Below are 21,408 nucleotides of genomic sequence, written 5' to 3' on the forward strand. Positions count from 1 at the left end.
TGTGCATCGCAGCGCATTTCCGTTGTGCGATAGCGAAACAACTGTCATGTCAGCGTGGTTAGTTCTACGTTGAGTACGTCCAAGGAGGTCGCCATGACCGAGAATCACTACTACGTCCGCCCGGTCGCCGGCGTGTGGCACGTGACCTGGAACGACTCGGCCGAGCTGATCGGCTGCTTCCCCTCGCAACACGAAGCCGAGGGCCTGGCCCAGCTGCTGGCTCGCCACATGCGCGCCCAGGGCCGCAAAGGCGAAGTCCACGTCGACGAGCCGGAAGCCCGCACCCCCGCCTGGCGCCGCAACCGCGTCGCCCACCAGATCGCGGCGGCCTAACTACCGTCCGACGACGGACAGCTTCACCGCTGTCGCGAAGTCCTTGTCGCGCAGGATCTCCCGCGCGGCGTTGCGGCCGGGATTGCCCGAGACGCCGCCGCCGGGATGGGTCCCGGCGCCGCACATGTACAGACCCTTGATCGGCGCGCGATGGCTGGCGTGGCCCAGGAACGGGCGCGTCGCCCACAGCTGATCCAGCGACAGCCGGCCGTGCATGATGTCGCCGCCGACCAGGCCGAAGGTCCGCTCAAGGTCCAGCGGCGACAGGATCTGCCGCCCCAGCACCGAGGCCTTGAAGTTCGGCGCCCAGCGATCGACCGTGGCGATGATCAGGTCGGCGGCCGCCTCGCGCACCTCGTCCCAGGAATGGCCGTTGGGCAGTTCCGGTGCGAACTGCTGGCAGAACAGGCTGGCCACGTGCTGGCCGGGCGGCGCCAGGCTGGTGTCGATGGTCGAGGGGATCAGCATCTCCACGATCGGGGCCTTGCTCAGCCCCTCGGCTTTCGCATCGCGATAGGCCGCGTCCATGTAGTCCAGGCTGGGGGCGATCACGATGCCGGCCTGATGGTGCTCGGCCGTCGCCGTCCCGGGCAGGCAGGTGAAGTTGGGCAGCTCCGACAGCGCCACGTTCATGCGGAACGTGCCCGAGCCGTTCTTGTAACCGTCGACCGCCTTGCGAAAGTCGGCGGTCAGCGCCGAGGGCGGGACCAGACGGCGGAAAAGCAGGGCCGGATTGACATTGGCCGCCACGATCGGCGCCATCACCTGGCGGCCGTCTACGAGCTGGACGCCGACGGCTTTCCCGGCGTCGACATGGACGGCCTCGACCGGCGCGTTCAGCAGGATCTCGACCCCGGCCGCCTCGCAGGCCTTGCTCATCGCCTGGGTGATCGCGCCCATGCCGCCGACCGCGTGGCCCCAGGCGCCTTTCTTGCCGTTCAACTCGCCGAACGTGTGGTGCAGCAGCACATAGGCAGAGCCCGGCGTGTCGGGACTGGCGAAGGCGCCGACCACCGAGTCGAAGCCGAAGGCGGCCTTGACCGGATCGCTCTCGAACCAGCCGTCCAGCACCTCGCGGGCGCTCTTGGTGAAGAGGTCTATCAGGTCGCGCTTGCGCTCGCGGGGCAGCATGGCCAGCCGGCCGCCCTGGCGCAGGGCTCGCATCAGGCCGGGCAGGCCATCGCCCAGGTTCGGCGGGGTCTCCTGCGCCAGGGCCCGCAGCACGTCGCCGATCTCGTCCAGCATGGCGTAGTAAGCCGGCAGGATCTCGGCGTCGCGGCGGCTGAACTTGCGGAACTCTTCCTGGGTGCGCTCCAGCCCGCCGCCCAGCTTGAGGTAGCGGTCCTCGGCCAGCGGCAGGAAATTCGAGATCGGCCGTTCCAGGAAGGTCAGGCCCAGCGCGCGCAGGCCCATGTCGGCGATGACCCGCGGGTTCAGCAGGCTGACCGTGTAGCTGGCGACGGAGTTGCGGAAGCCGGGGTGGAACTCCTCGGTTACGGCCGCCCCGCCGACGATGTGCCGGGCCTCGCAGACGGTGACCTTCAGCCCGGCCTTGGCCAGGTAGAACGCGCAGACCAGGCCGTTATGGCCGCCGCCGATGATGACGGCGTCGCGGGAGGAGGTGGGGGTCATGCGGGGAGGTTGCGGTGTGGGGCGCGGATGGGCAAGGGCCACTTGCCCCCTCCGCGCCTTCGGCGCTCCTCCCCCGGAGGAGGAAGACGAGGCGCCTCCGTCTGCCCCCTTTGGGGGCGGACGACCTGCGAAGCAGGTCAGGTGGGGGCCTGCGACCGTTCCGCCTTCCCGCGCGCGGTCAGCCAGTACATCACCGGCGTTGCCACCCGGCTCAGCAGGGTGCTGGTGATCAACCCGCCGATGATCGCGATGGCCAGCGGCGAGTAGAGCCCCGACCGTTCCAGGGCCAACGGCAGCAATCCGCCGATCGCCGTCACGCTGGTCAGCAGCACCGGCAGGAAGCGCACCTCGCCGGCTTTCTCGATGGCGTCGTGCAGGTTCATGCCTTCGCGGCGCAGCTGTTCGGTGAAGTCGACCAGCAGGATCGAGTTCTTGATCTCGATGCCGATCAGGGCGATCAGGCCGATCGTGGCCGTGAACGACATCGAGTTGCCGGTCAGGGCCAGGGCCAGCACCGCGCCGAACAGGCCGAACGGGATGATGCCGGCGACCACCAGGGCGGTCTTGAACTTCTGGAACTCCAGGACCAGCACGGCCAGGATGCCGAACACCGCCACCAGCACCGCCGCGCCCAGGCCGGCGAAGCTCTCCTCCTGCGCCTCGGCCTGGCCGCCCAGCGACAGGCGGTAGCCAGGGGGCATCGGCACTTCACGGGCCAGGCGCTCGACGGCGTCGGCATTGACCTTGGCGGTCAGGAAGCCGGTGCGCACGAAAGACGTCACGGTCACCGTCCGCTCGCGGTCGAAGCGGTCGATGCGGGCGGGGCTGGACTTCAGGGTCGGCGTCGCGACCGCACCCAGCGGGGCGGCCTCGCCGTCGGCGGTGGGGACATAGACGCCCTTCAGCGCCGACATCGGATTGCGCGCCGCGCCGTCGGCCTGGGCCATGGGCAGGCGCACCCGCACGGCGTAGTCGTCGCCGTCGGTGTCGCGATAGCGGGCGGTCTCCTCGCCTGACAGCGCCAGGCGAGCCACGCGGCGGGTCGCGCCGGCCGACACGCCCAGGGCCGCAGCCTTGGCCTCGTCGACACCCAGGTCGAGGTCGGTGCGGTCCAGGCGCACGGGGTTGTTGACGTCGCGCGTCCCGGGTGTGGCCTTCAGCACGCCTTCGGTCCGCGCGGCCAGGGCCTTCAGGACGTCCAGGTTCTGGCCGGTGATGCGGATGGCGATGGGGGCGTCGATCGGCGGGCCATTCTCGAAGGCCACGACGGTGATCCGCGCGCCCGGATACTTGGCGAAGTCGCGGCGCAGGCCGTCCAGCATCGCCTCGCTCCGGCCCGGCCGCCAGGCGCCCATGCTGGCATAGACCTCGGCATAGGTCGTGGCGCTCTCGCGCTGGCTCTGGTTGTAGAAGATCTGCGGGTTGCCGCGGCCCAGATTGTCGGCCCGCCAGACGATGTCGGGCTCCTTGGCCAGGCGCGCGTCGACGAAGCGCAGGGCCTGATCGGTGCGGGCCAGGGACGAGCCGTCGGGCGTCTCGATGCGGACCAGGAACTCCGGCGTCTCGGCCGAGGGGAACAGCGACGAGCCGATCACCTTGGCCAGCGGCACGGTCATGGCGCACAGGGCCAGCAGCAGGGCCAGCGTCAGCCACGGCCGCGCCAGGGCCCGGTGCAGCACGGGGGTGTAGATGCGGTGGATGAAGCCGTTGACCGCCTGCAGCAGGGCGTTGCCCTCCGGATCGGAGTGCTTGTCCAGGATGCGGCTGGCCAGGAACGGGATGATGGTCAGCGACACGAAGAGGGACGCGCCGACCGTGCACAGCACCGTCACCGGCAGTGACTTGATATAGGCACCGGAGCCGGCCGGCAGGGCCATCAGCGGCAGGAAGGCCAGCATCAGGGTGGCCGTGCAGCCGATCACCGCCAGGCCGATCTGCCGCGCGCCATTCACGGCGGCTTCCGTGCGCGCCTCGCCCTCGCGGATCCGGCGGGCGATGTTCTCGGTGATGACGATGCTGTCGTCGACCAGCAGGCCCAGCGACAGCACGAAGCCGGCGATCGACAGTTGGTTCAGGGTGAAGCCCAGCGCCTGCAGCATGGTCAGGCCGATCAGCAGGCTGAGCGGGATCGAGACCATGACCACGATGCCCGCGCGCGGCCCCAGCGGCAGCAGGGTGATCAGCACCAGAACCAGCGCGATGCCGAAGTCGCGGAACAGGTTCTTCAGCCGGTGGTCGACATTGCGCGACTGGTAGAAGGCCTTTTCCAGTTTCACGCCGGCCGGCAGGGTCTTGGCATAGTCGTCCAGCACCTGGTCGACGGCTTTTGTGATCTTGCCGACGTCCTGGCCGTCCTTCTGGTTGACGGTCAGGAAGACGGCGCGGCGGCCATTGAAGCGCGTCAGGTGCGTTGGTTCCTGCTGGGCCCAGGCCACGGTGGCGACATCGCCCACGCGGGTGACCTGGCCGCCGATGGCGCGCACCGGCGTGTTCTTGACGGTCTCGATATCGCGGAAGGCCCCACCGGACTTGACGTTGAAGCGACGCTCTCCCGCCTGCACCGCGCCAATCGGGGCTTCGGCCCCGGCCTGGCGCAGGGCGTCGGCGACGGCCGAGGCCGGCAGGCGCAGCGCGGCCAGGCGGGCCAGGTCCAGCGTCACCTGCACTTCGGACGGCGGCGCGCCCCAGTAGCGGGCCTGGCGCACGCCGGGCACGCGGTCCAGCCGTTCGCGCAGGCGGTCGGCGACCTTTTCCAGGCGGCGCATCGGCAGGATGTCGCTGACCAGGGCGGCCTGGACGATCGACACCTCGGTGGTGCGCACCCGTTCGATCTCCAGCCGCTGGACCCCGGCCGGCAGGTTGCCGCGGATGGCGTTCACCTCGCGCACGACCTGGTCGAACTTGCGCTCGGTGTCGACGTCCCAGGTGAAGTGGATGCGGATGATCGCCGCCCCGTCGACGGCGGTGGACTCGACCTTGTCGATGTCGTCCAGCCCGTCGACCGCATCCTCGATCGGATCGACGATCAGCTGCTCGACCTCGGACGGCTCGGCCCCCGGCAGCACGGCGCGGACCAGTACGATCGGCACCGGGAAGTGGGGATCCTCCGAGCGTGGCACACTGAGGAACGCGTTGACGCCCAGCATGACCAGCAGGCCGAAGGCGACCAGGGTGAACTGCCAGCGGCGGACGGCGAAGGCCGAGAGGTCGAACTTCACGGCTTAGCGTCCCGCCGGAGCCGCGAGGGCCTTCGGATCGATGACCCGCACGGCCTCGCCGTCGGCAACGAAGCCGGCCCCAGCGGTGATCACCCGCGTTCCCCCAGGCAAACCTGAGACCAGGGCGTCGTCGCCGTCGAAGCCGCCGAAGGTCACCGCCGTGCGCCGGGCCTTGCCGCCGTCGTAGCGCAGCACGAAGGCGCGCTGGCCGCTGGCCTCCAGCACCGCCTCGGCGGGGATGCGGGCATAGGCGGTCCCTGCGGTCGGCGCGGCGCGCACGGCCAGGGTCGCGTGAGCCACCTGGCCACTGCGCAGATTGGGCGGCGGGGCCGAGATCTCGATCTCGACATTGATCGCGCCGGTGCGGGTGTCGGCGGCCTGACCGATGCGGGTGACCCGGGCGGAGAGGGTCTGGTCGCCCAGTTCCTCGACCGTGACCTGGGCGGCGTCGCCGACCAGGACGCGGGCGGCGTCGCGGGCGGGCAGGGGCAGGCGCAGGATCAACGGGCTGGACAGGTCGGCGACCCGCGCCACCACCTGGCCGGCGGCCACCACCTCGCCGGCCTGGGCCTGGCGGGTCAGCACCACGCCCGACACCGGCGAGACCAGGCTGGCCCAACGGCGGTCGAAGCGGGCGGCGTCATAGGCGGCCTGCGCGGCCTTCAGGGCGCTGGCCCGGTCGTCGATGCGCTGACGGGCGACGAAGCCTTTCTCGAACAGGGTCTTGTCGCGCTCAAGGTCGCGGCGGGCGCGCTCCAGGTCAGCGACGGTCTGCTGCTGGCGAGCGTCGACGCCGGCCGGATCGATGGCGGCGACCAGCTGGCCGGCGCTGACCCGGTCGCCGGCCTCGACCTTCATGGCGGTCAGCACGCCGGGGATGCGGAAGGACAGGGCCATCTCACGACGGCGCTCCAGCGCGCCCGCGCCGCCGACCGAGCCGCTGGCGCCGGGCGCGGCAACCAGCACCGCCTCGACCGGCGTCGGAGCCGCGGCTGCCTCGGTTTTGGGCTTGCCCCCGCACGCGCTCAACGCTGCCATCGCGAGGACTGCCGCGGAAGCTAGCAACCGGTTGCGCCACATGGTCGGTTCCAAATCGATCGATGATAAGTTATCAGTGATCGATAGTGCGCGCTTGTCAAGCTTCGACAGCGGTGCTGAAGGACGTTTCGATGAAGTCTCCGAAAGTGCGTTCCCCGCGTAAACCCAAGGGCCAGGGCGCCGAGCGCCGCGAGGAAATCCTCGACGCCGCCCTGACCCTGTTCAGCCAGAAGGGCGTCCACGCCGTCTCGACCCGGCAGATCGCCGAGCTGGCCGGGATCAGCCAGCCGGCGCTCTACGCCTATTTCGCCACCAAGGATCACATCGCCGCCGAACTGTGCGTCCGGGCGTTCGCGACCCTGCGCCAGCGGATGTTCGATGCGGGCGTCACCTGCCAGCCGACGCCGGACACCTTCGAGCGCGCCTTGCGGGTCTATATCGACTTCGGCCTGGAAGAGCCCAACGCCTATCGCGTGGCCTTCATGCTGGAAAAGGGCGCCGGTTTCATCGAGCAGACCGACGGTCGCCCCATGGAGGCGGGGCTGGAGGTCTTCCACGTCTTCTACGAGATCATCAGCGGCTTTCACGCCCAGGGCCTAATGGCGGGTGACGATCCTCTGGCCGTCACCCAGAGCCTGTGGGCCGGCCTGCATGGCCTGGTCGCCCTGATGATCGCCCGGGCCGACTTCCCCTGGGTCGAACGGGAAAAGCTGATCGCGACACACGTAGCCATGCTGCGGAGAGGGGCGTTGAAGTAAGGTCCTCGGACCTCTAGATCAGCGCCTCGCTCTTTTCGGCCCAACCTTTTTCGGGAAGGATCCCCCATGGCCAAGCTCCTGCCGCTCCAATCGTTCAGCCTGCAGGAAACCGAGGACGGCTACCGCCTCCTGGTCTCGGCCATCGGCGGCGAGCAGATCTATGTCTCGATCACGCCCGACCAGATGGACGACATCATCGACAGCCTCGAGAACGCCATGGGCGGCGAGGCCGAGGGTGAAGGCGGCAACGAGGACGACGTCGAGTTCTAGAGCTGAACGCCGTCCTTCGCAGGGTCAGACCTGGGTCATGCCGCCGTCAACGAACAGTTCGGCGCCGGCGATGAAGCTGGCGTCGTCGGAGGCCAGGAAGGCGATGGCCTTGGCGATCTCCGACGGATCGGCGACGCGGCCCAGCGGCACCTGGCTGGCCATGAAGTCGACGAGATGTTGCTGCGCGGCGGCGTCCGGTCCGGCCAGCTCGACCAGGCCCGGGGTCTTCACCGGCCCCGGCGAGACGACGTTGACGCGGATGCGGCGATCCTTGAGGTCACTGGTCCAGCCGCGCGCCAGATTGCGCACCGCGGCCTTGGAAGCGCTGTAGACGCTGAAGGCCGGCGTACCCTGGACACCCGTGGTCGAGCTGACCAGCACGATGGCGCCGCCGTCCCGCAGCAGGGGCAGGGCCTTCTGCACCGTGAAGATCACGCCCTTCACATTGCGGCCGAAGATGTCTTCGTAGTGATCCTCGGTGATCGCGCCCAGCGGCGCCATCGAGCCCCCGCCGGCGTTGGGGACCAGCACGTCGATCTGGGAATGGCGCTGCTGGATGGTGTCGTACAGCCGATCCAGATCCGCCAGCCTGGAGGCGTCGCCCTGGACGCCGGTGACGTCGCCGCCGATCGCCTTGACGGCCGCGGCCAGTTCCGCTTCGCGGCGGCCGGTCACATAGACCGAGGCGCCCAGCTCGGAAAAGCGCTTGGCCGTGGCCAGGCCGATGCCGCTGGCGCCGCCGGTCACCACCACCACCTTGCCGTCGAAAGTCTTGTCCATCGTTTTGTCTCCTGATTGGGCCGGCGGGGTGTCCGTCGGTGACAGAAGAGATGCACGTGAGACGAAAACTGGAGTAGACGGTGAAATCGGCTCTCAACGTTCCATTAATGAGACAATAATGGCCGTCGATCTCAACGACTACGTCCTGTTCGCCGAGGTGGTGACGCATGGCGGCTTCGCGGCCGCCGGCCGGGTCCTGCGCCAGCCGAAGTCGACCCTCAGCCGCCGCATCGCTGCGCTCGAGGCGCGGCTGGGCGTGCGGCTGATCGAGCGCTCGACGCGCCGGTTTCGGGTCACCGAGGTCGGCAAGGCCTTCCACGAGCGCTGCCGCCTGCTGATGCTGGACGCCCAGCAGGCCGACGCCGTCGTCGCCGAGGCCTTGAGCGAGCCGCACGGTCTGGTCCGCCGCAGCTGTCCGGTCGGCCTGGTGGAAGCCCTGTCGCCGACCTTCCAGGCCTATATGGTGCGCTATCCCAAGGTGCGGCTGCAGATCATCGCCGTGGATCGCCCGGTGGACCTGATCGCCGAGCGGATCGACATCGCGGTTCGAGTGCGCCTGTCCCTGGACACCGACGCGGCCCTGACCCTGCGCACCCTGGGCCGCTCGACCCGGATCCTGGTCGCCGATCCGCGCCTGGCGCTGCGCTGCGCCGGCCAGCCGCTGGAGGCTCTGAGTACGCTGCCGACCCTCAGCGCGACCGACCAGATCGGCGAGCTGGAATGGGAGCTGGTCGATCCCGCGGGCGAGGGGCGGACGGTGCGGCACACGCCGCGCATGACCTGCGGTGACTTCGGAGCCCTGCGCGACGCGGCGGCGGCGGGCCTGGGCGTGGCCCTGTTGCCGGATCATGCCTGCCACGACCTGCTGGCGGCTGGACGGCTGGTGCGCGTGTTTCCCGACTGGAGCAGCCGGGCGGGGATCGTCCACGTCGTCTTCACCACCCGGCGCGGTCTGCCGCCGGCCGTGCGCGCCCTGATCGATCAGCTGGCCGAAGCGTTCCGGCGCGGCGGCGTCATGACCCCGCCAGCCCCGCCAACGCCTTGAGCCCTCGGGTCAGCGTCCCTCGCTTCCCGGCCGCGCCCAGCGAGATCCGCAGGCCCTCTCCCGTCGCGCCCGGCGCGCGGAAGGCCTCGGCGCCGACCAGGGCCAGGCCGCGCTCGCGGGCGGCGGGCGTCGCCACAGCGCCGGGCAGCCAGACATGCAGGCTCTCGGCCCCGCCCACGGCTGCCGGCAGCAGTTCGGCCGCCAGCGCCCGCCGGGCGATCGCTTCTTCTCGCACGCCGGCCAGCACCCGGCCGGCGGCGCCCTCGCGGATCCAGCTGGTCACCACCGCCGCCATCAGCGGCGCGGGCATCTGGGCGATGGCGTGCAGCGCCGCCGCAAAACCTTCGGCTTCTCCAGGCGGGCAGGCGACATAGGCTAGGCGCAGGCCAGGCGAGAGGGTCTTGGCGGTGGTGGCGACATGGAACACCCCCTCCGGCCACAGCGACGCCAGGGCGCGCGGCGGGGCGGCGGGCAAGAGGCCGTAGGCGTCGTCCTCGATGATCGTCACGTCGGCCGCCCGGCAGATCTCGACGACCGCCTGGCGCCGGCCCGCGCTCATCGTCGCCGCGGTCGGGTTCTGGAAGGTTGGGGTGCAGCACAGCAGGCGCGGACGATGCTGGGCGACCAGCTGTTCCAACTCGTCCGGAGCCAGCCCCTCGAAGTCCATCGGGCAGGCGACGACCGTGACGCCGCGCCGGGCGGCGGTCGACAGCAGGCCCGGATAGGCGAAGGCCTCGGCCAGGATCACGTCGCCCGGCGTCGTCAGGTGGTCCAGCAGGGCCGACAGCGCCGTCTGGGCGCCGCTGGCCACGACCATCCGCGCCGGATCGACCTCGCCCAGCACCGGCGCCAGCCAGGCCGCGCCGGCCGAGCGCTGGGCCAGCGAGCCCGCGCCGGGGTGATAGGCCATCAAGGTCGCCGGATCGGTCCGCGCCAGGATCGCGCCCGTCGTCTCGCGCAGCAGCCCGGCCAGGTTCAGCCCCGCTGGAGGCGGCGGCAGGTTCATCGACAGGTCGACCAGACCCGCCTCGTCCTCGTTGGTTCGTGAGCGGATGAAGGTGCCGCGCCCGGCTGTGCCCTCGACCAGGCCGCGCTCGCGGGCCAGGGCATAGGCGCGGGTGACGGTGGTGAAGTCTACGCCCACCCGCCGCGCCACCTCGCGCTGGGCCGGCACCTGGTCGCCGGCCTGCAGCTCGCCCTCAGCCACGGCGTTCTCCAGGGCGTCGGCGATGCGGCGATAGGTCGGACCGTCCAGTGCGGCGACGCGTCCCAGCCACGCGGTGGCCGGATTCGACAAGCGGCCGGTTGCGGTCATCAGCTAATATCCATACATTGGTGGGTGATTGTATGGATCAATTCGGCGATTGTAGGAAGGGTCTTCGATGACCGACCCCGACACCCCCCAGATGTCTCAGGACGTCTTCTACGACTCCCCCACGCCCGTCGCGGCGGGCTTGAAGTGCTGCTGCCCGCGCTGCGGCGAGGGCAAGCTGTATGACGGCTTCCTGAAGCTGGCCCGGTCCTGCGACCGCTGTGGCCTGGACTACGGCTTCGCCGATCCGGCCGACGGCCCGGCCTTCTTCGTGATGAGCGGCGTCGGCATCGTCATCGTCTCGATCTTCGCCTGGGTGGAGGTGGCCTTCCACCCGCCGATCTGGGTGCATTTCGCAACGGTCTTCCCCGCCTTGATCATCGGCTGTCTGGCGACCCTGCGGCCCGTGAAGGCCTGGCTGGTCGCCTCGCAGTACATCAACAAGGCCGAGGAAGGCCGCTTCGAGAGCCTGGGCCGCCACGACTACGATCCGCGGCGGCTCTAGGATCCTAGAACCCCAGCGTACCGGCCACCTGGTGCGTCGCCGCATTCAGGCGGTTCCAGACATTGATGGCGCTGATCGAGATCAGCAGGCCCGCCAGCGCCCTCTCGTCATAGTGCCGAGCGGCCTCGTTCCAGATGTCGTCCGGAACCGCGTCGCCCTTGTCGGCGATGCGGGTCACGGCCTCGGCCAGGGCGAGGGCGGCGCGCTCGGCGTCGGTGAAGTAGGGCGTGTCGCGCCAGCCGGCGAGCGTGGCCAGGCGCTCGGGCGTCTCGCCGGCCTTCGCTGCGCCGCGGGCATGCATCTCCAGGCAGACGCCGCAGCTGTTGATCTGGCTGACCCGCAGGTGAATGAGGTCGTGCAGGCCGGTCGGCACGCCTTCGACATAGGCGGACTTGGAGAAGGCCATCATCGCCTTCATGGCTTCGGGGATCAGGAAGGCGGGCTGGGTCATGCGGGCTTTCATTGGTCGCTCCTTGCGGTTTGCTGACGCCGCCGGTCACATCCGACGATTTCGTTTCGTCGAAGAGGTGACGAAGCCCGACGGAGCGATGTGACCGCGATGACCGAGAAAAATTTCCTGGCCGACAAGTTCGAAGCCGACCGCGCCCGCTTGCGCGGTGTGGCCTACCGGATGCTGGGCTCGCTGCCCGAGGCCGAGGACGCCGTGCAGGAGGCCTGGCTGCGCCTGTCGCGCGCCGACACCGCCGGCGTCGACAACCTGTCGGCCTGGCTGACCACCGTCACTTCGCGCGTGTGTCTGGACATGCTGCGCAGCAAGAAGGCCCGCCGCGAGGACGCTTTGCCCGAGGACGGCCCGCAGCCTTCGATCAGCGGTGAGGACGCCATCGAGCGCGAGACCATCCTGGCCGACTCGGTGGGGCTGGCCTTGCTGGTGGTGCTACAGGCCCTGAATCCGGCGGAGCGCATCGCCTTCGTGCTGCACGACCTGTTCGACATGCCGTTCGACGAGATCGCACCGATCGTTGACCGCAGTCCCGAGGCCGCGCGTCAGCTGGCCAGCCGCGCCCGTCGCCGGGTGCGGGGCGGAGAGGCTCTGGATCCGGTCCAGGTCGCTCAGAAGAGCGTCGTCGATGCGTTCCTGACCGCCTCGCGCACGGGCGACCTGGCTGGACTGATGGCGGTGCTGGATCCCGATGTCGTGGTGCGGGCCGATGTCTTCGCCGGTGGCGGTCAGGTCCGCGAGCTGCGCGGCGCGCCGAAGGTCGCGGCCTTCTACGACGGCCTGGCGGTCAATGCCCGCACGGTGCTCATCGATGGCGTCGTCGGCGCGGTCGTGGTCCCGCGCGGGAAGCTCTACGCCATGCTCGCCATCCGCATCGAGAACGGCAAGGTGGTGGAAATCAACGTCACGGGCGATCCCGACCGCCTGGCGGCCGCCGAGATCGCGACGCTCTGAGCTATTTGAGAAGCGTCTGGCCGCGGCGGGTCAGTTCGTCCTTGATCTTGCCGGCGGCCATGCCCAGCAGGCCGGGCAGGCTGATGTCGAGGCGGGCGTGATCCTCGAGCACCTGGACGACGCCGGTGATGGTCGAGCCCATGGCCACGGCCGAGAAGTTCAGCACGTCGCCGGCCCAGCTCTGGGTGAAGCCATTGGCGTCGCCGCCGGGGATCTGGCCGGCCAGCTGCGACAGGCCCTGCTCCAGGCGGCGCTTGGCTTCGGCCGCGCCCAGCTGGTGGGGAATGTTGATGCTGACGGTCTTGGCCATGGCGAGTCCTCGAATAACAACTCCGGCCCAAACGCGATCGGCCGGAGCTTGGCTGCATACGTCCGTTTCTGGCGCAAGGCCAGGGCAAGGTGCCTTTATCAGATGAGGACGCCGCCATGACCGACTACGCCATGCCCTACACCGCGCCGCGCCGTTTCGTGCGTCCGGGTCGTCCTGGCGGCGTGCTGGGCGCGCTGCACTACGCCGGTGTGCTGCTGGTCTGGGCGGTGGTGTTCGTCGTCGACCGTCCGCTGGCGCTGAAGGTGATGGCCGAGCGTCGCGCCGACTCGCCGATCCCCCGCCACTGGGGCTGGTGATCCGCCTCGAACGGTGACAAGCCTTCGGGCATGTCGATCGCCGTCTCCGCCCGCCCGGTCTCGCACCTGCTGAAAGCCCCGTTCCGCATTTCGCGCGGGGTCAAGACGGCGGCCGAGGTAGTCGAGGTTCTGGTGTCGGCCGAGGGCCATGTCGGGCGCGGCGAGAGCGTGCCCTACGGCCGCTATGACGAGACGGTCGACAGCGTGCTGGCCCAGCTGGCGCCGGCGCTCGCGGCCGACGACGTCGAGGCCGCCTGCGCCGCCCTGCCGCCCGGCGCGGCCCGCAACGCCCTGGACCTGGCGCTGTGGGACCTGCGGGCCAAGCGCACCGGGGTCAGCGTCGCTCAGGCGACTGGCCTGCCGATCCCGACCGACCTGATCACCGCTGTCACCGTCAGTCTGGACACGCCCGAGGCCATGGGCGCGGCCGCCCGCGCGGTGGCCGATGCGCCGCTGATCAAGATCAAGCTGTCGTCGGACGATCCCGCCGCCCGCCTGCGCGCCGTGGCCGCCGCCGCGCCGGATGCGCGCTTCATCGTCGATCCGAACGAGGGCTGGACCTTCGCGATCCTGAAGGACCTCAAGCCCCTGTTGGCCGACCTGCCCATCGCCCTGGTCGAGCAGCCGCTACCGGCCGATGCCGATCATGAGCTGGACGGCTGGGATCCGCCCTTCACCGTCTGCGCCGACGAGTCGGTGCATGTCGGCGGGGATCTCGCGGCCCTGCGTGGCCGCTACCAGGCAGTGAACCTCAAGCTGGACAAGACCGGCGGCCTGACCGAGGCCGTGGCCATGCTGAAGGCCGCCCGGGCTCTGGGCTTCCAGGTCATGACCGGCTGCATGGTCGCCTCGTCCTTGGGCGTGGCCCCGGCGCTGCATCTGGGCGGGGCCAGCGACTTCGCCGACCTCGACGGGCCGTGGTGGCTGATGACGGACCACCCCGGCGGCCTGCGGGTTGAGCGCGGGCGGATCACGCCGCCGCGGGCGGGGTTCTGGGGGGATGGACGAGACGGCGAGGGGCTCTGGCTCTAGTCAGTTAGATCCTCCCCCGCGATGCGGGGGAGGTGGCCCGGAGGGCCGGAGGGGGCTCGTGCGGCCCACATCCAGCTTGTTCCCTCAGTCGCTCCGCGACAGCTCTCCCGTATTACGGGGGAGGATCTTCTATCCGCGTGCTCCCCAGATCCGCCCGCTCCCCGCAGGCGCCGCACGTCACCACCGGCTCCAGCCTCGCGCCGCAGCTGTGCGTCAGGATTTCCGGACTTCCCTCGTCTCCCGCCAACCAGCGATCGCCCCAGGCCATCAGCGCGGCGACCAGGGGGAAAAGGTCGCGGCCTTCCTTCGTCAGCCGATATTCCCAGCGCTCAGGCCGTTCCTGGTAGAGCACGCGCTCCAGCATCCCCCGCGCCACCAGCCGCTCCAGGCGGTCGGTGAGGATGTTGCTGGCGACCTTCAGTTCGTCCTGCAGGTCCTTGAAGCGCTGCTTGCCATAGAAGGCCGCGGCCAGCAGGTGGGCGGTCCAGCGGTCGCCCAGCACCTCGACCGAGCGCTCCAGCATCGGATGCAGGGCTGCGCCGCCGACATCGTCGGAGCTGGCGCGGCGCGAGTGGCGGGCGGGCGGAGCGGGCTCCAGGCCTGCGCCAGGGCCAGGCAACAGGGTGATGTCGCGCACCTTCACCGCCTCTCCGCAGGCCTTGCAAGCCAGCACCGGCCGCAGCGGCTGGCCGCAGGGCGTGTGGACGATGCGGTGCGACGGGCATTCCGGGTCCAGCCGCCAGCGCATCTCCCAGCCCAGCAGCACCAGCGCCGAGTCGTAGAGATCGCGGCCCATCGGCGTGAGGCGATATTCGTAGCGCGGCGGACGGTCCTGATAGAGCCGGCGTTCCAGCACCCCGCCGGTCTCGAGCCGCTTCAAGCGGTCTGTCAGCAGCGAGCGGGCCACGCCGGTCATGGCCACGAAGCCGTCGAACCGGGTCACGCCCATGAAGGCGGCATACAGGGTCAGCAGGGTCCAGCGGTCGCCGATCAGGTTCAGCGCGCGGGCGGCTGAACTGCGACGGACGAGGGCGGGAGCCTTCTGGGAGACCATGCGGCTTGGTGCTGCGGTTCGGTCGAGCCTGTCAATGTCGTGGACATGACGCTAGTCACTTGTATAGTCGGACTCACTAATAGGCGCGAACGGCAGGGAGGTCGGCGCATGGTCTATGTGCTGGGCGGCTGGCAGAGCGATTTCGCCGCCAACTGGAGCCGTGAGGGTCGCGAGCTGGCCGACGCCTTCGCCGAAACGGTGGGCGAGGGGCTGGCGGCGGTCGACCTGGAGCCGTCCGACGTCGAGACCGGCCATGTCGGCAACTTCGCCGCCGAGCTGTTCGCGGGGCAGGGCCTGCTGGGCGGCATGTTCGGCCTGGTCCACCCCGCTTTCGACGGCTTACCGACCGCGCGGCACGAGGCGGCCTGCGCCTCGGGTAGTGTCGCGATCCTGGCGGCGACGGCCGAGATCGAGGCCGGGCGCTACGACCTGGCCTGCGTCGTCGGCGTCGAGCAGATGCGCAACGTCCCCGGCCAGAAGGCCGCCGAGAACCTGGGCAGCGCCGCCTGGGCCGGCCACGAGTTCCAGGACGCCCGCTTCCTGTGGCCACGCGCCTTCTCCGACCTCGCCGAGGAGTATGACCGCCGATACGGGCTGAAGTACGAGCACCTGATGGGCATCGCCGAGGTCAATTTCGCCAACGGCAAGCGCAATCCCAACAGCCAGACGCGTGGCTGGAACTTCGGGCCCGACGCCTTCACCGCCGACGACATCGCCAATCCGGTGGTCGAGGGGCGCACGCGTAAGCAGGACTGCGGCCAGGTCACGGATGGCTCGGCCGTGGTGTTCCTGGCGTCCGAGACGCGGGCTCGGGAGTATGCCGACAAGCGTGGCATCCCGCTGGAGAGCATTCCGCGCATCAAGGGCTGGGGCCATCGCTCGGCCCCGATCAGCTATGCCCGCAAGGTCGAGGCCAGCCGCGACGCCGAATATGTCTTCCCGCAGGTGCGCCGCGCCATCCTGGACGCCCGCGCCCGGGCCGGAATCGCGCCGGACGTCTCGGGCATCGACGCCGTCGAGACCCACGACTGCTTCACCGCCACCGAATACATGGCCATCGACCATCTGGGCCTGACCGCGCCGGGCGAGAGCTGGAAGGCGGTCGAGGCCGGCGACATCGCCATCGGCGGGCGTCTGCCGATCAATCCGTCCGGCGGCCTGATCGGGACCGGCCACCCCGTCGGCGCGACCGGCGTGCGCATGCTGCTGGACGCCTGGAAGCAGACCACCGAGCGCGCCGGCGACTACCAGGTCGAGGGCGCCAAGACCGTCCAGACCCTGAACATAGGCGGCTCCACGACGACGACCGTAAGCTTCGTCGTGGGGACCTAGGGCCCGAGGGGGCTGCGCCTCTCCTTCGGGGGGAGGAGGACCGCCGGCAAGGCGGTGGAGGCTGCCGACGGGCGGCTTCGGCGCGGCCCTCGGCATCCGTTTTCGCTCCCCGCCCGTATCTTCCGTGAACTTCGCTCAAGGCGCCGCATGCCGATCCTGACTGTCCTGGCCGTCAACGCCGCCGTCTCCGCCGTCGCCTTTCTGGCGCTGTGGGCCGTCTCCCTGAAGATCCGTGATGTCAGCTTCATCGACGCCTGGTGGGGGCCCAGCATGGCGCTGCTGGCCTGGAGCACTCTGCTGCAAGGGCCGATCACGCCGCATGGTCTGCTGCTGACGGGGGTCTGCACCCTGTGGGCGGCGCGGCTGGGCGGCTATCTGTTCTGGCGCTGGCGCCAGCACGGCGCGGACCGGCGCTATGTCTCGATGCTGGCCCATGCCGAGAAGCACCGCGGCTGGAGCTTCGCCAAGACCGCGCTGCTCTTCGTGTTCGCAACGCAATACGCCCTGGGCTTCGTCGTCGCCCTGCCGGTGCAGCTGGGTCAGCAGGCGGGGGCGCTGGGGCCGCTGGCCATCGCCGGCGCCGTGCTGGCGGCGACGGGTATCTTCTTTGAGACCATCGGCGACTGGCAGCTGACCCGCTTCAAGGCCGACCCGGAGAACGCCGGCAAGGTCATGGACAAGGGGCTGTGGCGCTACACCCGCCACCCGAACTATTTCGGCGACGCCTGCGTCTGGTGGGGCCTCTACCTGATCGCCGCCGAAACCGGGATCGGCGCCTGGAGCCTGCCGGGGCCGGTGCTGATCACCGTGCTGCTGACGCGGTGGAGCGGGGTCCCGACCACGGAAGGGCGGATGCGGAAGAGCAAGCCGGGGTATGAGGAGTACGTGGCGCGGACCAGCGGGTTCGTGCCGTGGTTTCCGAAGAGCGCCCCTCTCCCATAGGGAGAGGGAGGGGCCCGCCGCGAAGCGGTGGGAGGGTGAGGGGCTACAGTGGTGGACGGCGTGCCGGCGCTCCGGCTGATCTCGTAACCCCTCACCCCAACCCTCTCCCTATGGGAGAGGGAGCGATTAGCTCTTCAACTTCTCAATCAACGCCATCGCCGCCGCCGGATTCCGCACCTTCGCCCCGGCGATGAAGTAGGCGAACACGTCCCCGCGCTCGGCCCATTTCCGCGTCTGCTGCACCACCCCGTCCAGTTCCTCTGAGCTCATGCCCGTGGGCTCGTCTTCCTTGCTCGACATCAGGCGGGCATAGGTGAAGTCGGCGGTGGGCTGGTCGATGCAGGGCCAGGTCGGCTCCTCGTCGTCCACGGCGTAGACGATGGCCGCGCCGTACTTGGCGGCCAGATCGTAGAACTCCTGGCAGGCGAAGGTCGGGCTGCGGACCTCCAGGGCGTGACGCAGCGCGACGCCCTTCTGCTCTTTTGGCAGCAATTTCAGGAAGCCCTCGAAATCGACGGGGTCGAACTTCTTGGTCGCCATGAACTGCCAGTTGATGGGACCCAGCTTGGGACCCAGCTCCTCCAGCCCTTGGGACAGGAACTTCTCCAGCGAGTCATTGCCCTCCGACAGCACCTTGCGATTGGTGCAGTAGCGGCTGGCCTTGACCGCGAACACGAAGTCGTCCGGCGTCTCGTCGCGCCACTTCTGCCAGCTGTTGGGCTTGAAGGTGGAGTAGTAGGTGCCGTTGATCTCGATGCTGGTCAGCTTGGACGCAGCGTATTTCAGCTCGTCCTTCTGCTTGACGTCATCGCCGTAGAAGGTCCCGCGCCAGGGCTCGAAGGTCCAGCCGCCGATGCCTGTCCGGATCACGCCCTTGGCCATGGTTGTTCCCTTCCTGTTCTCGGCGCGCACCCTAGCATCGCCGCCGGGTTCGGCAAGGGTGGGAAGGACGACTGCTGACTCCTGCGGTCAGCACTCCACGCGGTTGACCGACAGGCCGACGGCCAGGCCGCCCATCGAGGTTTCCTTGTAGATCTCGTTCATGTCCTCGCCGGTCCGCTTCATGGTGGCGATGACCTTGTCGAGGCTGACCGAGTGCTGGCCGTCGCCCAGCAGGGCCAGGCGGGCGGCATCGATGGCCTTGATCGCGCCCATGGCGTTACGCTCGATGCAGGGGATCTGCACCAGGCCGCCGATCGGGTCGCAGGTCAGGCCCAGATTGTGCTCCATGCCGATCTCGGCGGCATTCTCGATCTGGGCGTTGGTGCCGCCCAAGGCCGCGGCCAGACCGGCCGCCGCCATCGAACAGGCCACGCCCACCTCGCCCTGGCAGCCGACCTCAGCCCCCGAGATCGAGGCATTGCGCTTGTAGAGCGCGCCGATCGCTGCCGCCGTCAGCAGGAAGGTGCGGATCTGCTCAGGCGCGCCCTTGTGGAAGCGCACAAAGAACCGCAGCACGGCCGGCACCAGGCCCGCGGCGCCGTTGGTCGGGGCGGTGACGACGCGGCCGCCGGCGGCGTTCTCCTCGTTGACCGCCATGGCCCACAGATTGACGAAGTCCATGGCCGCCAGGGGATCGCTCATCTGGCGCTCCATCCGGCCTTGGATGGTCTGGTGGATCTGGCGGGCCCGGCGCTTGACGGTCAGGCCGCCGGGCAGGACGCCCTCCTGGCGCATGCCGCGATCAATGCAGGCCTCCATGGCCCCGAAGATGCGGTCGATGCCGGCGTTCATCTCGCCTTCGCTCATCCTAGCCAGCTCATTGGCGGCCATGACCTCGGCGATGGTCAGGCCGGCGTCCTGGGCCCGCTGCAGCAGGTCCTCGCCGCTCTCGAACGGATAGGGGACGGCCGGGCCTTCCTCGGGCGGGGCATTGCGGCCCATCTCGCTCTCGTCGCGCACGAAGCCGCCGCCGACCGAGAAATAGGTGCGCTCGGCTAAAACCTCGCCGGCCTTGTCGAAGGCGGTGAAGGTGAGGCCATTGGGGTGTTGCGGCAGGCGCTCGTGGCCCAGCCAGACGATGTCGGTCGCCTCGTCGAAGGCGATAGGATGGTCGCCGCCCAGGTTGAGGGACTGGGTGGCTTGGCTTTCCAGCAGGGCCGCTTCGCCCGCGTCGGGATCGAGATCGGCGGGCACGAAGCCCATCAGGCCCAGGATCACGGCGCGGTCGGTGGCGTGGCCTTTGCCGGTCAGGGCCAGCGAGGCGTAGAGCCGGGTCTCGACCCGGGCGACGGCGGGCAGTTTCCCCGCGTCGCGCAGCCGGCCGATGAACATCACCGCGGCCGTCATCGGCCCCATGGTGTGACTGCTCGACGGGCCGACGCCGAGTTTGAAGAGGTCGAAGACGGAGGCGGTCATACAAAAACTCCCGCTGATCCCCGCGAAAGCGGGGACCCAAGCGGCACTTCAGAATGGATCCCCGCTTTCGCGGGGATGAGCGAATATCGTGTTACTTCCGCTTCGACGCCGTCTGGTCGCGCAGGGCCTTGAACTCCGAGCCGGCCTGCCATTGCGGCCAGACGCGGGAATTGGCGAGGTCCGCGCCGATCTCGTAGACCAGCCCCAGGTCCATGGCCTGGCCCGAGAGGTCCCAGTCCGCCGACCATTCGTCGGCCGGCTGGTGGTAGCGCTTCTCGTTGTAGTCGGCCTCGGCCTTCTCGCCGGCTTCCTTGCCGCCCTTCACCAGGTCGTTGCCCGAGCCGATCGAGATGGCCGGCACGCCGCGCTTGGCGAACGGGAAGTGGTCCGAGCGATAGAAATGGCCGGCCTGCGGGGTCGGGTCGGGCGTGAAGTAGCGGCCGTGCGCCTTGGCCTTGGCGGCCAGCATGTCCTGCAGGTCGACCTTGCCGTCGCCCGAGGTGGTGATGTCCTTGGCCGGACCGGCCGCCGACAGGGCGTCGATATTGATGTCGGCCACGGTGGTGGCGACCGGGAACAGCGGGTTGTCGGAATAGAATTCCGAACCCAGCAGGCCCTTCTCCTCGGCGGTCACGGCCAGGAACAGGATCGAGCGCTGCGGCGCGGGCTGGCTCTTGAAGGCGCGGGCCAGTTCCAGAATGCCGGCGATGCCGTCGGCATTGTCCACCGCGCCGTTGTAGATCGTGTCGCCCTTGGCGTCCGGCGCGCCGATCCCCAGGTGGTCCCAGTGGCCGCTGTAGATGATGGTCTCGTTCGGATATTTCGCGCCGACGATGCGGCCGGCGATGTTCTTGGAAACGATGGTCTCGTGCTTGACCTTGAAGTCGGCCGAGAAGGTCGCGCCCTTCAGCTCCACCGGCTTGAAGTCGCGGGTCTGGGCCTGCTTCTTCAGGGCGTCGAAATCCAGGCCCGCCTTCTTGAACAGGTCGACGGCCACGTCGCGCTGGATCCAGGCTTCCAGCTTGGGGTGGGTCTTGGCCGGGTCCTTGCGGACGATGTCGAACATCGTGTTGGTGTTGGAGTTCTTGACCGTGTTCCAACCGTACGAGGCCGGGGCCGTTTCGTGGACGATCAGCACGCCGGCGGCGCCCAGGCGCGCGGCTTCCTCGAACTTGTAGGTCCAGCGACCGTAGTAGGTCATGGCCTTGCCGCCGAAGTCGCCTTCACCGGTTTCGAAGTCCGGGTCGTTGATCAGCACGACCAGGATCTTGCCCTTCACGTCCAGGCCCTTGAAGTCGTCCCAGTTGCGCTCGGGAGCCTTGACGCCATAGCCGGCGAAGACGATCGGCGCGTCCTTGATCGAGACGGCGTCGACATTGGTCATGGCCGCGCGGATGGCGATCTGCTCGCCCTGGTTCAGCATCACGTGGTCGTTGCCGACCATGGCGTGGGCGGTGACTGGGCCGGCGATCTCGAACTTCGCCAGCGGCACGTTCTGGGTCCACGAGCGCGAACCATTCTTCTGGACGTCGCCGGCCGGCGTCAGGCCGATGGCCGCCATCTGGTCGACGATGTAGCCGACGGTCTTGGTTTCGCCGGCCGTGCCGGGGCCGCGACCCTCGAACGAGTCATCGGACAGCACCTTGATGTGGTTCGACAGCTTGGCGGGGTCGATCTTCGGCGCATCCGCGGCGTGGGCCAGTATGGGCGCGGCGATCAGGACGGTGGCGAGCAACAGGCGTTTCATCGGCGGCC

General features: G+C 69.3%; 20 protein-coding genes and 2 pseudogenes. 10 read left to right on the top strand and 12 right to left on the bottom strand.

Annotated features, from left to right (window positions below; translation table 11 throughout):
* Positions 1 to 93 precede the first annotated feature (93 nt).
* Entirely contained in the window at positions 94 to 333 is a 240-nt protein-coding gene (locus tag ABDW31_RS19240) for a hypothetical protein (protein ID WP_184722126.1), read from the top strand.
* Here the strand turns inward: ABDW31_RS19240 and ABDW31_RS19245 are convergent, their stop codons facing one another.
* The 3 genes from ABDW31_RS19245 to ABDW31_RS19255 form a co-directional block, all read right to left on the bottom strand.
* Positions 334 to 1,965: an NAD(P)/FAD-dependent oxidoreductase gene (locus tag ABDW31_RS19245; RefSeq protein ID WP_184722123.1), complete on the bottom strand. Its 1,632-nt coding sequence runs from the start codon at positions 1,963 to 1,965 to the stop codon at positions 334 to 336.
* 137 nt (positions 1,966 to 2,102) lie between these two features.
* Positions 2,103 to 5,183: an efflux RND transporter permease subunit gene (locus ABDW31_RS19250; protein ID WP_343699431.1), complete on the bottom strand. Its 3,081-nt coding sequence runs from the start codon at positions 5,181 to 5,183 to the stop codon at positions 2,103 to 2,105.
* A 3-nt stretch (positions 5,184 to 5,186) separates the two neighbouring features.
* Entirely contained in the window at positions 5,187 to 6,263 is a 1,077-nt protein-coding gene (locus ABDW31_RS19255; RefSeq protein WP_184722117.1) for an efflux RND transporter periplasmic adaptor subunit, read from the bottom strand.
* Between the two features lie 89 nt (positions 6,264 to 6,352).
* Here ABDW31_RS19255 and ABDW31_RS19260 point away from each other — a divergent pair, with 89 nt between their 5' ends.
* Positions 6,353 to 6,979: a TetR/AcrR family transcriptional regulator gene (locus tag ABDW31_RS19260; protein WP_184722114.1), complete on the top strand. Its 627-nt coding sequence runs from the start codon at positions 6,353 to 6,355 to the stop codon at positions 6,977 to 6,979.
* 66 nt (positions 6,980 to 7,045) lie between these two features.
* Positions 7,046 to 7,249, top strand: a complete 204-nt coding sequence (locus tag ABDW31_RS19265) for a hypothetical protein (RefSeq protein WP_184722111.1) — start codon at positions 7,046 to 7,048, stop codon at positions 7,247 to 7,249.
* A 24-nt stretch (positions 7,250 to 7,273) separates the two neighbouring features.
* On the opposite strand, the gene ABDW31_RS19270 is transcribed toward ABDW31_RS19265, so the two are convergent.
* Positions 7,274 to 8,029 (bottom strand): SDR family oxidoreductase, encoded by a 756-nt coding sequence (locus ABDW31_RS19270; protein WP_184722108.1) that lies wholly within the window; start codon positions 8,027 to 8,029, stop codon positions 7,274 to 7,276.
* Between the two features lie 118 nt (positions 8,030 to 8,147).
* Between ABDW31_RS19270 and ABDW31_RS19275 the strand changes: the two genes are divergently transcribed.
* Positions 8,148 to 9,074, top strand: coding sequence for a LysR substrate-binding domain-containing protein (locus ABDW31_RS19275; RefSeq protein WP_184722105.1), 927 nt, complete (start codon positions 8,148 to 8,150; stop codon positions 9,072 to 9,074).
* Here the strand turns inward: ABDW31_RS19275 and ABDW31_RS19280 are convergent.
* On the bottom strand, positions 9,043 to 10,389 hold the full coding sequence (locus ABDW31_RS19280; protein ID WP_184722103.1) for a PLP-dependent aminotransferase family protein: 1,347 nt from the start codon (positions 10,387 to 10,389) through the stop codon (positions 9,043 to 9,045). The two genes, ABDW31_RS19275 and ABDW31_RS19280, sit on opposite strands and share 32 nt — an antisense overlap.
* A gap of 91 nt (positions 10,390 to 10,480) precedes the next feature.
* Here ABDW31_RS19280 and ABDW31_RS19285 point away from each other — a divergent pair, with 91 nt between their 5' ends.
* Positions 10,481 to 10,891: a DUF983 domain-containing protein gene (locus ABDW31_RS19285; RefSeq protein WP_184724177.1), complete on the top strand. Its 411-nt coding sequence runs from the start codon at positions 10,481 to 10,483 to the stop codon at positions 10,889 to 10,891.
* 4 nt (positions 10,892 to 10,895) lie between these two features.
* Here the strand turns inward: ABDW31_RS19285 and ABDW31_RS19290 are convergent, their stop codons facing one another.
* The gene (locus ABDW31_RS19290) at positions 10,896 to 11,354 is read right to left on the bottom strand and encodes a carboxymuconolactone decarboxylase family protein (RefSeq protein WP_184722099.1); all 459 of its coding nucleotides are present in this window, start codon (positions 11,352 to 11,354) and stop codon (positions 10,896 to 10,898) included.
* A gap of 96 nt (positions 11,355 to 11,450) precedes the next feature.
* Between ABDW31_RS19290 and ABDW31_RS19295 the strand changes: the two genes are divergently transcribed.
* The gene (locus tag ABDW31_RS19295; protein WP_184722095.1) at positions 11,451 to 12,308 is read left to right on the top strand and encodes a sigma-70 family RNA polymerase sigma factor; all 858 of its coding nucleotides are present in this window, start codon (positions 11,451 to 11,453) and stop codon (positions 12,306 to 12,308) included.
* Position 12,309: 1 nt separating this feature from the next.
* Here the strand turns inward: ABDW31_RS19295 and ABDW31_RS19300 are convergent, their stop codons facing one another.
* Positions 12,310 to 12,618, bottom strand: coding sequence for a polyhydroxyalkanoic acid system family protein (locus tag ABDW31_RS19300; protein WP_184722091.1), 309 nt, complete (start codon positions 12,616 to 12,618; stop codon positions 12,310 to 12,312).
* 116 nt (positions 12,619 to 12,734) lie between these two features.
* Here ABDW31_RS19300 and didA point away from each other — a divergent pair, with 116 nt between their 5' ends.
* Both didA and ABDW31_RS19310 read left to right on the top strand, forming a co-directional pair.
* Complete coding sequence (gene didA / locus ABDW31_RS19305; RefSeq protein WP_184722088.1) at positions 12,735 to 12,935, top strand: DNA damage-induced SOS-independent cell division inhibitor A; 201 nt, start codon at positions 12,735 to 12,737, stop codon at positions 12,933 to 12,935.
* A gap of 30 nt (positions 12,936 to 12,965) precedes the next feature.
* Positions 12,966 to 13,967, top strand: a complete 1,002-nt coding sequence (locus ABDW31_RS19310) for a dipeptide epimerase (RefSeq protein WP_343699432.1) — start codon at positions 12,966 to 12,968, stop codon at positions 13,965 to 13,967.
* 112 nt (positions 13,968 to 14,079) lie between these two features.
* Here ABDW31_RS19310 and ABDW31_RS19315 read toward each other — a convergent pair whose 3' ends face one another.
* Complete coding sequence (locus ABDW31_RS19315) at positions 14,080 to 15,021, bottom strand: helix-turn-helix domain-containing protein (protein ID WP_184722082.1); 942 nt, start codon at positions 15,019 to 15,021, stop codon at positions 14,080 to 14,082.
* A gap of 108 nt (positions 15,022 to 15,129) precedes the next feature.
* Here ABDW31_RS19315 and ABDW31_RS19320 point away from each other — a divergent pair, with 108 nt between their 5' ends.
* Together ABDW31_RS19320 and ABDW31_RS19325 are read left to right on the top strand one after the other, a co-directional pair.
* Entirely contained in the window at positions 15,130 to 16,353 is a 1,224-nt protein-coding gene (locus ABDW31_RS19320; RefSeq protein WP_184722079.1) for an acetyl-CoA acetyltransferase, read from the top strand.
* A 147-nt stretch (positions 16,354 to 16,500) separates the two neighbouring features.
* Positions 16,501 to 17,295: a DUF1295 domain-containing protein gene (locus ABDW31_RS19325; RefSeq protein ID WP_184722076.1), complete on the top strand. Its 795-nt coding sequence runs from the start codon at positions 16,501 to 16,503 to the stop codon at positions 17,293 to 17,295.
* On the opposite strand, the pseudogene ABDW31_RS19330 reads toward ABDW31_RS19325, so the two are convergent.
* The 4 genes and pseudogenes from ABDW31_RS19330 to ABDW31_RS19345 form a co-directional block, all read right to left on the bottom strand.
* Positions 17,271 to 17,390 (bottom strand): annotated as a pseudogene (locus tag ABDW31_RS19330) (hypothetical protein); the annotation flags it as partial. The gene ABDW31_RS19325 and the pseudogene ABDW31_RS19330 sit on opposite strands and share 25 nt — an antisense overlap.
* 31 nt (positions 17,391 to 17,421) lie before the next feature.
* Positions 17,422 to 18,215, bottom strand: a pseudogene (locus ABDW31_RS19335) (DUF72 domain-containing protein).
* 49 nt (positions 18,216 to 18,264) lie between these two features.
* A complete protein-coding gene (locus ABDW31_RS19340; RefSeq protein ID WP_184722070.1) occupies positions 18,265 to 19,653 on the bottom strand; it encodes an L-serine ammonia-lyase in 1,389 nt (462 codons plus the stop codon).
* Positions 19,654 to 19,744: 91 nt separating this feature from the next.
* Positions 19,745 to 21,400, bottom strand: a complete 1,656-nt coding sequence (locus ABDW31_RS19345; protein ID WP_184722067.1) for a M28 family metallopeptidase — start codon at positions 21,398 to 21,400, stop codon at positions 19,745 to 19,747.
* Between the last annotated feature and the right edge of the window lie 8 nt (positions 21,401 to 21,408).

It is taken from the genome of Caulobacter sp., from assembly GCF_039596335.1.
In the GTDB taxonomy this organism is placed as follows: domain Bacteria; phylum Pseudomonadota; class Alphaproteobacteria; order Caulobacterales; family Caulobacteraceae; genus Caulobacter.

Excerpts from the sequence above, each read along its gene's own strand:
- ABDW31_RS19240 (WP_184722126.1), top strand. The coding sequence starts at position 94 with ATGACCGAGAATCACTACTACGTCCGCCCGGTCGCCGGCGTGTGGCAC.
- ABDW31_RS19245 (WP_184722123.1), bottom strand. The coding sequence starts at position 1,965 with ATGACCCCCACCTCCTCCCGCGACGCCGTCATCATCGGCGGCGGCCAT.
- ABDW31_RS19255 (WP_184722117.1), bottom strand. The coding sequence starts at position 6,263 with ATGTGGCGCAACCGGTTGCTAGCTTCCGCGGCAGTCCTCGCGATGGCA.
- ABDW31_RS19260 (WP_184722114.1), top strand. The coding sequence starts at position 6,353 with ATGAAGTCTCCGAAAGTGCGTTCCCCGCGTAAACCCAAGGGCCAGGGC.
- ABDW31_RS19265 (WP_184722111.1), top strand. The coding sequence starts at position 7,046 with ATGGCCAAGCTCCTGCCGCTCCAATCGTTCAGCCTGCAGGAAACCGAG.
- ABDW31_RS19270 (WP_184722108.1), bottom strand. The coding sequence starts at position 8,029 with ATGGACAAGACTTTCGACGGCAAGGTGGTGGTGGTGACCGGCGGCGCC.
- ABDW31_RS19275 (WP_184722105.1), top strand. The coding sequence starts at position 8,148 with ATGGCCGTCGATCTCAACGACTACGTCCTGTTCGCCGAGGTGGTGACG.
- ABDW31_RS19280 (WP_184722103.1), bottom strand. The coding sequence starts at position 10,389 with ATGACCGCAACCGGCCGCTTGTCGAATCCGGCCACCGCGTGGCTGGGA.
- ABDW31_RS19285 (WP_184724177.1), top strand. The coding sequence starts at position 10,481 with ATGTCTCAGGACGTCTTCTACGACTCCCCCACGCCCGTCGCGGCGGGC.
- ABDW31_RS19290 (WP_184722099.1), bottom strand. The coding sequence starts at position 11,354 with ATGAAAGCCCGCATGACCCAGCCCGCCTTCCTGATCCCCGAAGCCATG.
- ABDW31_RS19295 (WP_184722095.1), top strand. The coding sequence starts at position 11,451 with ATGACCGAGAAAAATTTCCTGGCCGACAAGTTCGAAGCCGACCGCGCC.
- ABDW31_RS19300 (WP_184722091.1), bottom strand. The coding sequence starts at position 12,618 with ATGGCCAAGACCGTCAGCATCAACATTCCCCACCAGCTGGGCGCGGCC.
- didA (WP_184722088.1), top strand. The coding sequence starts at position 12,735 with ATGACCGACTACGCCATGCCCTACACCGCGCCGCGCCGTTTCGTGCGT.
- ABDW31_RS19310 (WP_343699432.1), top strand. The coding sequence starts at position 12,966 with ATGTCGATCGCCGTCTCCGCCCGCCCGGTCTCGCACCTGCTGAAAGCC.
- ABDW31_RS19315 (WP_184722082.1), bottom strand. The coding sequence starts at position 15,021 with ATGGTCTCCCAGAAGGCTCCCGCCCTCGTCCGTCGCAGTTCAGCCGCC.
- ABDW31_RS19320 (WP_184722079.1), top strand. The coding sequence starts at position 15,130 with ATGGTCTATGTGCTGGGCGGCTGGCAGAGCGATTTCGCCGCCAACTGG.
- ABDW31_RS19325 (WP_184722076.1), top strand. The coding sequence starts at position 16,501 with ATGCCGATCCTGACTGTCCTGGCCGTCAACGCCGCCGTCTCCGCCGTC.
- ABDW31_RS19340 (WP_184722070.1), bottom strand. The coding sequence starts at position 19,653 with ATGACCGCCTCCGTCTTCGACCTCTTCAAACTCGGCGTCGGCCCGTCG.
- ABDW31_RS19345 (WP_184722067.1), bottom strand. The coding sequence starts at position 21,400 with ATGAAACGCCTGTTGCTCGCCACCGTCCTGATCGCCGCGCCCATACTG.